Origin of the sequence: Pseudomonas sp. HN8-3 (genome assembly GCF_020790195.1) — a bacterium.
In the GTDB taxonomy this organism is placed as follows: domain Bacteria; phylum Pseudomonadota; class Gammaproteobacteria; order Pseudomonadales; family Pseudomonadaceae; genus Aquipseudomonas; species Aquipseudomonas synxantha_A.
The window spans coordinates 2,429,372-2,445,163 of record NZ_CP086206.1 but is presented as its reverse complement, the minus strand read 5'-3'; the positions used below and the strand labels follow the sequence as shown (position 1 = coordinate 2,445,163).

Annotated in this window: 4 protein-coding genes; 1 reads left to right on the top strand and 3 read right to left on the bottom strand. The window is 63.3% G+C overall.

From position 1 onward, the window contains the following. Positions 1–104: 104 nt before the first annotated feature. Entirely contained in the window at positions 105–1,082 is a 978-nt protein-coding gene (locus LJX92_RS10880; protein WP_032876356.1) for a LysR family transcriptional regulator, read from the top strand. Here LJX92_RS10880 and LJX92_RS10875 read toward each other — a convergent pair. The 3 genes from LJX92_RS10875 to LJX92_RS10865 form a co-directional block, all read right to left on the bottom strand. Beyond that, the gene (locus tag LJX92_RS10875) at positions 1,039–2,358 is read right to left on the bottom strand and encodes an Nramp family divalent metal transporter (protein ID WP_005787588.1); all 1,320 of its coding nucleotides are present in this window, start codon (positions 2,356–2,358) and stop codon (positions 1,039–1,041) included. The two genes, LJX92_RS10880 and LJX92_RS10875, sit on opposite strands and share 44 nt — an antisense overlap. A 41-nt stretch (positions 2,359–2,399) precedes the next feature. Beyond that, positions 2,400–3,953 (bottom strand): DUF726 domain-containing protein, encoded by a 1,554-nt coding sequence (locus tag LJX92_RS10870; RefSeq protein WP_228309745.1) that lies wholly within the window; start codon positions 3,951–3,953, stop codon positions 2,400–2,402. A gap of 260 nt (positions 3,954–4,213) precedes the next feature. Continuing rightward, a complete protein-coding gene (locus LJX92_RS10865) occupies positions 4,214–15,604 on the bottom strand; it encodes an autotransporter-associated beta strand repeat-containing protein (RefSeq protein WP_228309744.1) in 11,391 nt (3,796 codons plus the stop codon). Positions 15,605–15,792: the final 188 nt, after the last annotated feature.

Genomic DNA, 15,792 nt, shown 5'->3' with positions numbered 1-15,792 from the left:
ATCAACAAAGAAAACATGGCGCGCATTATCCGGTGGCCGTCCTGTGCGATAAATGGGAGCATGCAAACAACACCTTTGCGCAACACGCACAGCCAGGAGAGATGATGCAGGGTTTGAATGAGCTGAGTTTCAAGGCGCTGCGCCTGTTCGTCGCCGTGCTCGACCATGGCAGTTTTTCCGAAGTGGCCCGCCGAGAAAGCCTGGCACCCTCCTCCATTTCGCGGCAGATTCAACTGATGGAACAGGCCCTCGGCCAGCAATTGCTGTACCGCCACACCCGCGCCGTAAGCCCCACCGAAGCCGGGCGCCTGCTGGGGCGTCACGCGCGGCTGGTATTGGAGCAGCTGGAAACGGCGAACCAAGCCCTGCAGGAACAAGACAGTGAGCCCAGCGGACTGGTGCGTATCAATGCGCCGATGGTATTCGGCCAGCGCCACCTTTCACCGTGGTTGGGGCAACTGTGCCGGCGTTACCCGAAGCTGCAACTGGATATCCAGCAAACCGATACCTTCGTCGACCCACTGCAAGACGGCACCGACCTGCTGTTTCGCATTGGCGTGCTCAATGATTCGGGTATGCAGGCACGCATCTTCGCGCCCCAGCGCTTTCGCATCGCCGCAAGCCCCGCCTACCTGGCGCAACACGGCACGCCGCGCCACCCCGACGAACTGGTCGACCACCACTGCCTGGCCTACAAAGGCATCACGGGCCAGCAACGCTGGTTCTTCCGGCGCGGCCAAAGTGACTGGACCTCCTACAGCGTCAAGGGCCCGATCACCGGCAACCACGCCGACACCCTGACCCACGCCGCCGAACAGGGCCTGGGCCTGGTGGTGTTTCCGTCCTGGCTGATTGGCGAAAGCCTGCGCGCCGGCAGTTTGCAGGCTGTGCTGACTGAATATGAAGTGGCGACCACCCTGGAGCCCCAGCAGATTGCCGCACTGTGGCCGGGCAGCCGGAGATTGTCGTTGAAAGTGCGTACGGTGATCGACTATTTCGTGGAGTGTTTTGGGACGGTGCCGTATTGGGATCGGCAGATCAAAACAACCACTGCCCAATCAACCACGCATTCGCCCCACTGATCACCGCGAACAGGAACCACGCCAACAGCCGCGTGGGCAGTCGATTGACGAAAGGCCCCATCAACTGCTTGTCACCGGTCATGCGAATCAGTGGATACAGCGCGAACGGCAACTGCAGGCTGAGTACCACCTGGCTGAGAATCAGCAGCTTGCCGATGGCATCGTCGCCCATCAGCCATACCCCAAGGAACGCCGGGATCAACGCCAGTCCGCGAGTGATCAGGCGGCGTTGCCAGCAGGGTATGCGCAGGTTCAGGTAGCCCTCCATGATCACTTGCCCGGCAATGGTGCCGGTAAAGGTCGAACTCTGCCCAGACGCCAGCAACGCTATACCGAACAGGATGCTGGCGAAGGCGCCACCTACCAGTGGGTCGAGCAGGTGATAGGCGTCCTGGATTTCCACCACATCGGTATGGCCCGTCTTGTAGAACGCCGCAGCGGCCAGCACCAGGATCGCTGCGTTGACCAACAGTGCCAGAGCCAGGGAACCGATGGTGTCGATACGCGCCAGCTTGACCGCGTCCTGCTTGCTCGCCAGGTCCTTGCCGATCAGGCGCGTCTGCACGATGGAGGTGTGCAGGTAGAGGTTATGGGGCATGACCGTGGCGCCAAGGATGCCGATCGCCAGGTACAACGGCGCCGCGTCGCTGATCGCCGACAGTGAAGGCGTGAAACCGCTGAGCACGTCGGGCCAGTAGGGTTTGATCAGCACCAGTTCGATAAAGAAACACACGCCGATGGTCGCCACCAGCGCCAGCATGATCGCTTCAAGGCGGCGGAAGCCGCGGTTTTGCAGGGCCAGGATCAACAGCGTGTCGAAGGCAGTGATGACAATGCCGGTGGTCAGCGACACGCCAAGCAGCAGGTGAAACGCCAGGGCGCAACCGAGCACTTCGGCAAGATCGGTGGCGATGATGGAGATTTCCGCCAGCAGCCACTGGGTACGTGAGGAGCGCTTGCTGTAACGCTCGCGGCACAGCTGCGCCAGGTCCTTGCCGGTGGCGATGCCCAGCCGTGAGCACAGGCACTGCACCGCCATCCCCGCAAGGCTGGCCAGCAGCACCACAAATAACAGGCTGTAGCCGTAGCGTGAACCGGCTTCAATGGCGGTCGCCCAATTGCCCGGGTCCATGTAGCCAATGGAGATCAACAAGCCGGGGCCGGCGAACATCAACATGCGTTTGAAAAAGGACGCCTTGGGGTCAACGGCAACAGAGCCGGCCACTTCCGGCGGGCAGAACGGAGCGGTAGCGATTTTCGGCAGGTTGAATTTCACGCGCAATTCCAGACAATACACTAGGCTTGGGCAGCAGCTTATCAGTCGGACGCGACTGTGCGCATCACTGTATCTCGCGGCAAATCAAAGGCCTCTACCACTTGCACAACCAGGTCCAGCTCCTGGTTCAGCGCCTCGCGCTCCATGCGCTGACGAATCACACCGACCACCAATACCGCCAAGGTGGTGATCGAATACGCCGGGCCGGAAAACGCTCGCACGCCGCTGACCAGCAACATCGCCGCAGCCAGCGCCTGGCCCACCACCGGAATCGCCGTGGCTGCACCCCGACGCAGGATAAACCCGGTCAGCCCGGCCAGCGCGGTACCGCTCAAGGCTGTGGTGGCCGAACGACCCACGTCGAAGCGGGTGAACAACCCCTGCTCTTTTTGCGCGGCGGCCTTGAGTTCGGCGTCGAACGCCTGACGGTCGGTGCGGCTGAGTTTGTCCTTGTACTGCTCGATCAGTTTTTCAGCGACCTGCGCTTCGATATCCGCCAGCGCCACGCTTTGAAGTGGCTCGTCGAACTTGATGCCCAGGCGTTGCGCCACCTCCTCGGCAATCTGGCGATAGCTCACCCCGTGACCACGGGCCAGGTTCATGAAGCTGTCACCGCCCATGCGCTGCAACTCGATGGCCAGTTTCAGCGGTTCACGCACACTGGCGTCGATCGAGGCACTGCGCTTTTGCGCCATCAGCTCGGCGAGGAACTTCAGCTCTTCAGGACGCGCCTGCACCAGCGCCGGGAACAGTTCGGCATCTTCTTCGGCAAAGCGCACTTCGCTGCTGCGCAGGTCGGCACGGATCAGGCCACGGCGCTCCTGCAGCAAGTCGGTGTACTGCACCACCGTCTTCAATTGCGGCCAATAAGCGGCATGATCGAAGCTGGCCAGATGCACATTGGTGACCTTGGTCTTGAGTGCAGGCGTAACGTCAATCGCATAACGGCCGATGCAGCGCTCGCTATCCGGCTTCAAGGCCAGCGCCCAGTCCTTGCTGGAATGGCAGTTGATCAGCCGGCCCTTGAGCGGCGCCGACACGTCATCCCAAGGGCTTGACGTACAGATCGCCCCGCCCATCAGCAACAGGTTATTCAACGGCAGCTCGCGGGCGATATCGGGGCTGGCCAACAGACTCTTGACCAGAATACGTGCGCCCAGGGAATGACCGATCAGGTTGATGCGCCGCACCGGCAGCGCCTCGTCGTGCAGGTAGCCGGCCAGTTCAGGCAACAAGGTCCTGGCCACTTCATCGACCCGCGCCTCGACACTTTTGTAATGGTCAAGAAAATAGGCAATCGCCCTACCGACGCCCACCGTCGCTGCGCCCAGGCCACCACCGCCGAGCATCGAAGCGATTACATCCTTGAACGGCGCAAACAGGTTTTCCAGAAAGTGCCCCGCCGGCCAGAACAGCATCAGGTTGGTCGAGCCTTCGATACCCGCCAGTTGTGCCTTGAAATTGCCCAGTTGCTGGCGGTTGAAGAAGGCCGAATAACCGTGAACATAGAGATTGAGCACATCCCCCTGAGGCTCGCCACATAGAACGAATGTGGGCTTGCGGGTGCGGTGCATTTCATCCCACTGGTGTTGCATGGGCCGGTGACTCCTGTTGGCAAGGGATGGCGATAGTAACAAACAGTGCCCGCAAGGAAGGTGAATCCTGACGGGCGTTAGCCACGTTCAGGACAACGGGAATAACCCGAGTCGAGCACGCCACACCAGCCGCGCTCCGGAAGAAATTGTGTGTACATTCTTCAGCCTGGCGGGTGAGCAATAAACTCTGTGCATTCAGGAACCAGTATTACTTCAAAAAAAAACCGCCCTTTCGGGCGGTTGAAAAAACTCGGCCTTGATCAAAAACCGAGGGAGAAACTCACCGTCACTGCATGGTCCTTGTCGTTGCGCGAGAGTTGACCCGAGTAGCCCAGGCCCAGCTTGCCGTTCTGGCTGATCTGGTAGTCCAGGCCCGCCTCCACCACCGCGCTGTCCTTGGCAATCGGTACGCCCTGGGTGCTGAACGAGCCACCGCCATTAATGAAGCTCAGGTCGGCATCAGGTTTGGTATCGCCGAAGGCATGGCGCCAGCCGATGCTGCCCCGTGGGGTGATTTTCGAGCCGTTGCCCAAGGTAAGGGTCTGGCCGATGCGTACGCCCAAGGTCGAGTAGGTAATACTCTGGTCGGCATCGCCACGCAGGGCTGCCGAGCCGCCTTTTTCCTTGATCGTATCGCTGTCGTAGTTGACGTAGGCCAGGCCGGCGAACGGTTCCAGGGCCACGCTGGCGGTTTGGATGGTGTAGCCGACTTCACCGAACACCTGGGCACTGCGTGCCTTGTAGTCGGCTTTCAGGCGTTGGCCCTCACCGCCGACCGCCACGTTGCGTTTGCTTTCGATGTCATGCCAGCTGTACGCCACGCCCATGCGTGCGGCGAAGGCTTCCTGCTGGTAGGCGGTGTAGGCCATCAAGTGGTAGCTGTCCACATCGGCACTGGAATTACGGCGCTTGGCATCCAGATCACTGCGGGTGTAGCCGGCGGCCACACCGACGCGCCAGGCGTCGTCCACTTGCTTGTCGGTGCCGAGCAGGAAGCCGCTGAGATTGCGGTCCAGCTTGGCGGTATTGCTGTCACCGCCCATATGGCCCCAGGTGCCGAGTACGCGCATCCAACCGACCATCTCGCCGTGGCAACCGGCACTGGTCAGACGGTTTTCGCTCGGCGCCAGGGCATTGCGTGGGTCGTCCTCGCGGTAGCAACCGGGTTGGCGCATACGCTCGTTGACCGCGTCACGTACGTAACGCGAATCTTCGAGCATCGCGCTGGCAGTGCTGGCGTGGATCTCGCCAGACAAGCTGTCGAAGGCTGCACGCGCTCCTGCCACGTCAGAATTGAGCAACGCGTTCTGCACCGCCACGCCACCGACGGCTGCGCCGCTGCCCAAGGCCGCCGCCACGCCGCGCTGGTTAGCGGTAGCCGCCACACTGGCATAGCTGACGTTGTTGCGGCTGACCGCCAGTGCCACCTGGGTTGGGCTGTAGTTCAACGCGGTAGTCAGGAACGCCAGGTTCTCCAGGTTGGTGGTGGCAAAGGTGCCGTTGACCGCGCCCGCAGTCAGCAGGGTGTAGGTGGTCGCGCCGGCATACGGTGCCAGGTTGATCACATTCAAGGTGCCGCCCAGGTTGGCAGTGCCGCCCACGGCCAGGGAGCCGGTGGTGGATGGGGTGATCACCAGGTTCAGCGCGCCCGTGCTGGCGTTGGTGAAGTTGCCGGCCACGGTCAACTTGCCGCCGTCAGGCGTCACTGAGCCGTTGTTGACCAGCGAACCGACACTGCCGTTGCCGGTCAGGCCCGCACCGCTGGCCACGGTGACCTGACCGCCGAGCACCGCGCCTGGGTTGGCCGCATTACCCACCTGCAGCACGCCCTCTTGCACCGCTACGGTACCGCTGAACGGCTGGTTGCCGGTCAGCAACAGCGCGCCGGTGCCTTGCTTGACCACCGCACCGGTGCCGCTCAAGGTGCCGTTGAATTGGCCATTACTGCTTTGGGCAAATACCAGACTGGCGTTGTCGAGGATGCTGCCTTGCAGGCTGGTGGTATTGCCCACCAGCGTACCGCCACTGACCGTAGTGCCGCCGGTGTAGGTATTGGCGCCGGTCAGCAGCAACGTGCCGGAATCCAACTTGTTGATCCCACCGGTTCCTACCAGCGGTGCATCGATCTGGGCGGTCACGCCGGAGTTGACCCGCACCGCAGCCAGGCTGCCATCCGCCGAATTGGTCGGGCTCAAGCTGCCCCCAGCGCCGGCCGTCAGGGTGTAACCGGCGTCAAGGAATTGCAGGCCGGTAAAGCCTTGGTTACCGACAACCGTCACGGTGCCGCCCTGCCCGCCAAATACCGCGAACTGGTTGGTGGACGCCTGCCCTTGGGTACCGGTGGGGTCGGTCCAGTTGGTGCCCGGGCCCCAGGTGCCGCTGCCACCGGTGATGGTGCCGTCGGGGTTGGTGGTGCCGCCGTTCCAGAACTGGATCTGCCCTGGGGCATTTTGCACCACCAGGTTGAGCTGGTTGGCCAGCGCGGTTTGCAGGCTCACGTTGCCCAAGGCGACGGGCAAGGTGCCAAAGGTAAGGCCGTTATCGACCAAGCTGCCGCCATAGCGGAACAGTTGATACACGCCCAGACCGAAGCCGCCGGCATCACTGACGTTGAGCGTTCCGTCCAGGGTCAGGTTGCCAGCGACATTCACCGCAGTGCTCGAAGCACCCGGTGCGCCGAGGGCGAAGTCCAGCGTGGTGCCCGACGACAAGGCCAGCGAGCCCACCGACAGTGGGGACGTCGAGCCCGCCTTGAGCACCGAACCGTCCGCCATGCTCACCACACCGCCCAAGGTGCCGCTGCCACCCAGGGTCGCGCCGCCGGCAACTTGCACCGCAGCGCTGTTCAAGGTGCCGTTGACCAACAGGCTGCCGGTGTTGACGTTGGTAGTGCCGGTAAAGCTGTTGTTACCGGTCAGCAGCAACGCGCCGGTGCCGGTTTTGTTCAGTACGCCGGTGCCGGTGAGGTTGCCGGTGTAGGTGCCGTCGGTGGCTTGCTCAAAGGTCAATGCCGCATTGTTGGCGATGGCGCCTTGCAGGCTGTTGGTGTTGCCGGTGGTGGTGCCACCGTTGAGCGTGGTGCCGCCGCCGTAGGTGTTGGCACCCGCCAGCAGCAAGGCGCCACTGCCGTTTTTCACCAGGCTGCCGGTGCCGCTGACGACGCCGTTGAGGGCCAGGTCATGGCTGCCGGCCAGGGTCAGCGGGCCGCCCAGATTGACGGCATTGGCCAGTTGCAAGTCAGTGCCACCATCCAGTTGCGCAGCGCCGCCGACAGTCAGGGCACCGCTGCCCAGGGCAGCGTTGTTGCCCAGCACCAGTTGACCGGCGTTGAGGCCAGTGCCGCCGCTGTAGCTGTTGGTGCCATTGAGGGTCAAGGTTGCAGCGCCGTTTTTCACCAGGCTGCCGCTGCCGCTGATGCCACCATTGAGGGTCAACGCGTTGCTGCCGCCAATCGCCAGGGTGCCGTTGAGTACCGCTGCATTGGCCAGGCTCACTGCCGCGTTGCTGTCCAGGGTGGTGCCCGCCGCGGCGGTCAGTACGCCGGTGCCCAGGGCACTGTTGTTGCCGACCACCAGAGTGCCGCCGTTGAGCGCAGTGCCGCCGGTGTAGCCATTGGCGCCGTTGAGCACCAGGGTGCCGCTGTCGAGCTTAGCCAGGGTACCGGCACCATTGAGCGTGACGCCCAGGGTCGCGGTCACGTTCGGATCGACGCGCACCGCGGTATTGCCGGTGCCGCCATTGACCAGGTTAAGCACACCCGCCGTGCCGGAGGCCAGGTTATAGCCATCGGTGACAAACTGCATGCCGGTGATGTTTTGCGTGCCGTCCACCGTCACATTGCCGGCTGCGCCCTGGAACACTGCGAAACTATTGGTCCAGCCTTGGTTGAGCGTGCCGTCGACATTGGTCCAGTTGGTATTACCGGCGCCCCAGGTACCGTTACCACCGTCGATGGCAGCGTTGCCGATCAGGTTATTGCCATCCCAGAACTGCACAGTAGTGTTAGGTGCAGTCACCAGCAGGTTGACCTTGTTGCTGATGGCGGTCTGCACTTGCAGATCGCCCGGCACCACGCTGCCCGGCAGTATGCCGAGGGTCAACCCGTTGTCGGTAAGCGCCCCGCCGTAGTTGATGAGGTTATAGACGCCGCTGCCAAAGCCGCCGATATCGGTGACGTTGAGGTTGCCGTCCAGGGTCAGGTCGCCGCCGACATTCAGCAGCCCGGTGCCGCCGCCCACAACTGGGGTGCCTAGACCGACATCCAGATTGGAGTTGCCGCCCAGCACCAGCGAGCCCACCGACAGCGTGCTGCCGGTTTTCAGGCCGATATGGCCGCCGTCGGCGACAGTCACGGCACCACCAAGAGCACCGCTGCCGGTCAGGGTCGCGCCGTTGTTGACCGCCACCGTGGCACTGGCCAGCGAGCCTGTGACATTCAAGGTGCCACCGTTGACGTTGGCGGCGCCGCTGATGCCATTGGTGCCGCTCAGGTTGAGCACACCGCTGCCGTTTTTATCCAGGCCACCGGTGCCGCCCAGCGAACCGCCAAAGGTGTTGTCCAGGTTGCTGCCGCCCACCGCCAGCGTGCTACCGCCCGCCACCTGCACCGTGCCGTTGCCGGCCAGCGTGTTGAGGCTGGCATTGCCGCCCAGGTTGAGGCTGGCGCCGCTGCCGACAGTAACGCCGGAAGTGCTGCCCAGTGCGCCGTTACCCAACGTAGTCACGCTGCCGCCGGCCACAGTCAGCGGGCCGCTGAAGCTGTTATTGCCAGTGAGCAACAGGTCCGCCGCGCCATTTTTGATCAGCGCCGCATTGCCGGCCAGTACCCCGGCCAGGGTCAGGTTATTGCTGCCTGCGACGGTCAGGTCGCCATTAAGATTGACCGCGTTGGCCAGCACCAGCGGCGTGCTGTTGGCCAGGGTCGCCGCCCCGCCGACGGTCAAGGCGCCCGACCCCAGAGCCGTGGCGTTGCCCAAGGTCAATGTACCGGCATTGAGGGTTGTGCCACCGCTGTAGCTGTTGGCGCCGTTGAGCGTCAGGTTGGCGCCGCCGGCCTTGGTCAGGGAACCGCTGCCATCAACTACGCCATCAAGGCTCAGATCATTGCTGCCGCCGACTGTCAGCGCAGCATTCAGGCTGGTGATATTGGCCAGGGCCAGTGCAGCGCTGGTATCCAGGGTCGCGACGCCATTGACTGCCAGGGCACCGCTGCCCAGGGCCGATGCGTTGCCCAGGGTCAACGACCCCGCGTTCAGTTGGGTGCCACCGAGATAGGCATTGGCGCCATTAAGGGTCAGGTTGCCCGCACCGGTTTTGGTCAGGCCGCCGGCACCACTGACCACACCGTTCAAGCTCAGGTCGGCAGTTCCCAGAATGTCCAGGTTACCGGCCAGGTTCAGGGTATTGGCCAAAGCCACCGCGGTGCTGCTGTCGAGGCTGGTACCGGCTGCCGCGTTCAACGCGCCACTGCCCAGTGCGCTATTGGAGCCCAGGATCAAGGCGCCGGCGTTGAGTGCGGTTGGCCCGGCGTAGGTGTTGTTACCACTGAGGGTCAGGTTGGCGATGCCATTTTTGATCAGGCTGCCGGTGCCTGCCACGGTGCCGGCCAGGGTCAAGGCGTTGCTGCCGCCAACAGTCAACGTACCGTTGACGTTCACATTGTTGGCCAGGTTGACCGCAGCGTTGCTGTCCAAAGTGGTGCCATTGGCGGTGGTCAACACGCCACTGCCCAGGGCACTGTCATTGCCGACCACCAGCGTGCCGCCATTGAGCTCGGTGCCACCGGTGTAGCTGTTGGCCCCGTTGAGTACCAGGGTGCCGGTGTCCAGCTTGGCCAGGGTACCGCCGCCATTGAGCGTGACGCCCAGGGTCGCGGTGACGCCAGGGTCGACCCGCACGGCGGTGTTGCCGCCGGTGCCATTGAACAGGGTCAAGGCCCCCGCCGTGCCACCCGCCAGGTTGTAGCCATCCGTGACGAACTGCAACCCAGTGATAGCTTGCGCGCCGTCAACGGTGACGGTGCCCGCTGTGCCCTGGAATACCGCAAAGCTGTTCGGCGCCCAGGTTGTATTGAATGCGCCGTTGACGCCGGTCCAGTTGCCGGTGCCTGCGCTCCAGGTGCCGCTGCCGCCTTCGATGGCACCGTTGCCGGTGACTTGACTGCCGTCCCAGAACTGCACGTTGGTACTGCCGTTGACCAACAGGTTGACCTGGTTGCCGATGGCGGTTTGCAGGTCCAGGTCAGCGGCCGGGATATTCACCGGCAGGCTGCCCAGTTGCAGGCCGTTGTTGGTCAGGCCGCCGGTGTAGTCGATCAGGCGATAGATACCGGTGCCGAAGCCGCCGATGTCACTCACGTTGAGCGTACCGTCCAGGGTCAGGTTGCCGTTGACTTGTACCAGTGCCGTACCGCCGGTGGATGGCGCGCCAAGGCCGGCATCCAGGTTGGAGTTGGCATTGAGCAACAACGAGCCGGTGGTCAGGGTAGCGCCCGAGTTGACCGCCAGGTGGCCGCCATCGGCGATGACCACATTGCCCAGCAAGGTACCGGTACCGCCCAGGGTTGCGCCGCTGCCCACGCTCACATTGGCGCTGGCCAATGAGCCGTTGACGAGCAGGCTGCCACCATTGACCAGCGTATCGCCGGTGAGCGCGCTGAGGCCACCGAGGGTCAGGGCGCCCGTGCCGTCCTTGGCAAAGTTGCCGAGCCCGGCCAATACGCCGTCGAACGTGCTGTCGAGGTTATTACCGCCAACGCTCAACGTGCTGCCCGCCCCGACTGTCGCCAGCCCTGTGCCGGTGAGCGCGCCCAGGCTGGCGGTACCGCCCAGGTTCAGGGAGGTACCGCCCGCCAGATTGACGCCGGCACCGACACCCAATGCCCCATTGCCCACGGTGGTAAGGCTGCCCGATTGCACATCGAACAAGCCGTTGAAGGTGTTGTTGCCAGTCAGGCTCAAATCAGCCGTGCCGGTTTTGATCAGGTCACCACTGCCTGTCAGCACACCTGCGAGAGTCAAGTTGTTATTGAGACCACCCACTGTCAGGCCTGCATTGAGGTTGACCGCGTTGGCCAGCACCAGCGGTGTGCTGTTGGCCAAGGTGGCCGCACCGCCGACCGTCAAGGCGCCGGTACCCAGCGCCGCTGCCGTACCGAGGGTCAAGGTGCCCGCATTGAGGGTGGTACCGCCTTGATAAGTGTTGACGCCGTTGAGCGTCAGGTCGGCGGCGCCGTTCTTGACCAGCTCGCCAGTGCCACTGAGCAGGCCACCCAGGGTCAGGTCATTGCTGCCGGCTACGGTCAGCGCCGCGTTCAGGACGGCGTTGTTACCGATGGTCAAGGCTGCATTGTTATCCAGGGTTGCGGCGCCACCAACGATCAGATTGCCCAGCCCCAGCGCCGCCGCATTGCCCAGGGTCAGCGTCCCGGCGTTCAGTGTGGTACCGCCGAGAAAGGCATTGGCACCCGTCAGGGTAAGGTTGGCAGCGCCATCTTTAGTCAGGCTGCCGGCGCCATTGATCGCCCCCGTCAGGGCCAGGTCGGCGGTGCCGCCGATGCCCAGATTGCCCGCCAGGTTGATTGCATTGTTGACGCTCAGCGCAGTGCTTGCATCCAGGGTTGTACCGCCTGCCGCATTGAGCACGCCAGCGCCCAACGCGCTATTGGCCGCCAGCACCAGACCACCCGCATTCAAGGCCACCGGGCCAAGGAAGGTATTGCTGCCACCCAGGGTCACAGTGGCCGCGCCATTTTTGATCAAGCCGCCCGTGCCGCCAATCACGCCGTTGAGCGCCAACGCGTTGCTGCCCGCCAGGTTCAGGTCGCCGTTGAGGGTGACGTCATTGCCAAGCGCTGCCGCGGTATTGCTGTCCAGCGTGGTGCCCGCCGCAGCGGTCAGGGCGCCAGTGCCCAGCGCGGTGTTACTGCCGACCACCAACGTACCGCCATTGAGCAAGGTGCCACCGGTGTAGCTGTTGGCGCCACCGAGTACCAGTGTGCCGGTATCGAGTTTATTCAGGGCACCTGCCCCGGTGATATCGACGCCAATGGTCGCGGTTGCCAGCGGGTCGACACGCACCGCGAAGTTGCCACTGCCGGTGCTCAATTGCCCCCCGGTGCCACTGACCAGATTGTAGCCATCGGTGACGAATTGCATGCCAGTAAGGGTCTGCGCACCCTCCACGCTGACGGTACCCGCCGCGCCCTGGAACACCGCAAAACCGCCGCCCCAGGTCTGGTTGAGAATGCCGTCGGACGAGGTCCAGTTGGTGCCGCCCGCCGTCCAGGTGCCGCTGCCACCGTCAACACTGCCGTTGGGCACGGTGTTGCTGCCGTCCCAGAAACGGATGTTCGGTGCCGACACCACCAGATTGACCTGGCTGCCCACCGAGGTTTGTACCAACAGGTCACCCAGGCCATAGCCCAACGGCACGCTGTTGACGTTCAATGCGCCGGCCAGGCTGCCGGTGTAGTTGATCAACCGATACACACCGGCACCGAAACCACCGGCATCGCTGACGTTCATGTTACCGGCCAGGTTCACATTGCCACCGACATTCAGCAACGAAGTCAGCGAAGGTGCACCGAGGGCCACATCCAGATTGCCGCCGGCGCTCATGTTCAAGCTGCCGGCGGATAAGGTCGCGCCGCTACCCAGGGCCAAGTGCCCGCCGTTGTTGATATTCACCGCACCCAACAGCGAACCGCTGCCGGTCAGCGTGCCGCCACTATTCACGTCAACCACCGCACTGCCCAGGGAACCGGTGAGGTTCAAGGTGCCTGCGTTGATTGCCGTGTTACCACTGATGCCGTTGATCCCGGTGAGGTCCAGCGTGCCGGTGCCAACCTTGATCAAGCCACCCGCGCCACTGAGGCTACCGTCAAAGGTACTGCTGGTGCTCAGGCCGCCTACGGTGAGATTGAAACCACCGCCCACCGCCACGTCGCCCGTGCCGCTGAGGCCGGCCAGGCTGGAATCGACATTCAGGTTCAGCGCCGCACCGGCTGCCACGTTGGCGCCGGAACTGCCCGCCAGGGCATCGGCGCTCAACAGCGTGACGCTGCCAGACAGGATATCCACGACGCCAGTGAAGGTGTTGCTGCCCGACAGCGCCAGATCGGCCAGGCCATTTTTGATCAGCGCACCCGCGCCGCTGATCACGCCGTTCAGCGCCAGGTCGTTATTGCCCGCGAGGCTCAAGTCGGCATTCAGTGCAATGTCGTTGCCGATCCCGAAGGCCGCGCTATTGTCCAGGGTGGCTGCGCCGCCGACCGTCAAGGCGCCGCTGCCCAGCGCGCCCGATGTGCCCAGGGTCAAGGTACCGGCATTGAGGGTGGCGCCACCGCTGAAGGTGTTGGTGCCGTTGAGGGTCAGATTGGCCAGGCCGTCCTTGATCAGCGGGCCCGCGCCGCTGATCGTATTGCCCAGGGTCAGCGCATTGGTGCCGCCAACGGTCAGCCCGGCATTGAGGACAATGCCATTGCTCAGCGCAACCGCCGCGCTGCTGTCCAGAGTCGCCGCGCCGCCGACAGTCAGGTCGCCAAGGCCTAGCGCCGAGTTGCTGCCGACGGTCAGTGTGCCTGCATTCAAGGTGGTGCCACCCAGGAAGCCATTGGCGCCACTGAGAATCAGGTTGGCCGCGCCGGCTTTGGTCAGGCTACCGGCACCATTGATGCCACCGCTCAGGGTCAGATCGGCGGTGCCGCCGATGCCCAGGTTGCCCGCCAGGTTGACCGCATTGGTCAAGGTGACGGCCGTGCTGGCGTCCAGGGTCGTGCCCGCCGCCGCATTTAATGCTCCGGAACCCAACGCGGTAGCGGAACCTACCACCAGCCCACCGGCATTCAGCGCAGTAATCCCGGTGCGCGTATTGTTGCCGGTCAAGGTCAACAGGCCCGCACCGGTTTTGATCAAGCTGCCGGCGCCGGACATCACCCCGCCCAACGTCAGCGGGTTGGTGCCGGTCAGCGTCAGGTTGGCGCCCAGCGCCACGTTGTTGGTGAGTAACGACGCACCGCCAGCATCAAGGTTTGCGGCACCCGTCACACTCAAGCCACCGCTGCCCAATGCGGTGTTATTGCCCAACACCAGTGTGCCGGCGCCCAGGCTGGTGGTGCCGCTGTAGCCGCTGTTGACGCCATTGAGGGTCAAGCTGCCCGCACCGCTGTGGGTGATCCCACTGGCGCCGGAAATCGCACCGCCCAAGTTCAGCGCGCCGGCGACGTCGGTGGTCAGGTTGCCGTTCAGGGTCAGCGCATTACCCAGGCTGACAGTACCGGGGGCCTGCAAGGTGGTGGCTGCACTGACCGTCACTGCGCTGCTGCTCAAGGCCAGGTTATTGCCCAGTTGCACCGAACCGCCGGCCAGGTTCGTCGCACCTGTGTAAGTATTGGCGCCGCTGAGGATCAGTTGCCCGGTACCGGCCTTGGTCAAGCCGCCCGCGCCCGAGAGCACGCCGCTGAGGGTCAGCCCGGTCGAGGCACCCTGCACCGTCAAGCCGCCAGTGCCCAGGGTCAGCAAATTGGACAGGGTCAAGCCATTGCCGGTGGCCTCGATGGTCCCGCCGTTGACGGTCAACACACCAGTGCCGAAGGTGGTGTTGTTATTGAACTGCGAAATGCCGCCATTGAGGGTCGTGCTGCCGCTGACCAAAGGCCCTTGCAGGGTCCAGGTGCCGCTGTTGATGGTCAGGTTGTTGAAGTTGACATAGTTGGCGCTCGACGCTGTGCCAGTCCCCGTGATACCGCCGCCGACACCCGTGGTGTTCTGCAAGATCAAGGTGTTGCTGCCCAGCGCGCCACCATCCACTTGGCCGGTGGGCGCGAATGTCAGGTTCACACCGAGCAGTCCGCCCAGGCTCGCGCCGATGCCGCCGCCGTTCGTTACGCTTGAACCGGTGACAGCGGTGAAGGTGTTGGTGCTACCGGCCCCCATCGACACACCGCCGGATATAGTCCCGGTGTTGAGGAAAGTGTTACCAGCGGTGGAGCTTTCGAACGCCACGCGCCCGGTCAGGGTGCCGTTGTTGGTCATGTTGACTTGCCCGCCGCCTTGCACCGCCACCACTGGGGTGTCGGAAGTGAACAGGGTCAGGCCGAGCAAGGACGAAGAGCCGATGGTGCCGTTGTTGACGATGGTGGTGATGCCGCCTGCACCGTTGGTGGCGTTCAGGGCCATGCCATCGAGCGAGGCCAGGTTGAGCCCCAGCAGCGCACCGGTACCGCGCATGATGCCGGTGGCGGTGTTGGTGATGTTCAACGCGCTGGCTGCCGTGTTGCCGATCACTACGCCACCGCTCAGCACTGAAACCAATCCCAGGAGTGCCGGGTCAATGGTGCCGGAGTTATTCAACGTCGCGTTGTTACCCGTCAGGGTCAACGCTTTGCCGCCCAGCGTCGCATTGAGTTGCGCTCCGGGGCTGACGTTGACTGTCAGGTCGTTGACCGCGCTGCTGAAGGTGTTGAGGAACAATGGCAATGACGGCACGCCCGTACAGGTCACCGTCGCGCCGGCTGCAGGACTTGCCGGGGTACAGGCAGCGAACACATCCGGGCTCGCCAAGCCCATGACCAAACCGGCCACGCCCAGGCGGATAGCAAGAGAAAGCGCAGAAATACGAGGTACAGCGGCAGTCGCAAGTCTTCTATCCACGTTCTACTCCTTGTGGTGCAAGCGTTTCGTCCATGAATGCGTAAAAAGCCCGGGTTTAACCTTCCACACGCATCGAATTCGAAATACCTGACCGTGTTGACTAACAATCCAGTTTGTCGAAACGTTAGTAGAGCCAAGGAAAAGTCATTGAATTAAATGGTATTAATACTTTCGTAAAACCCGTGATC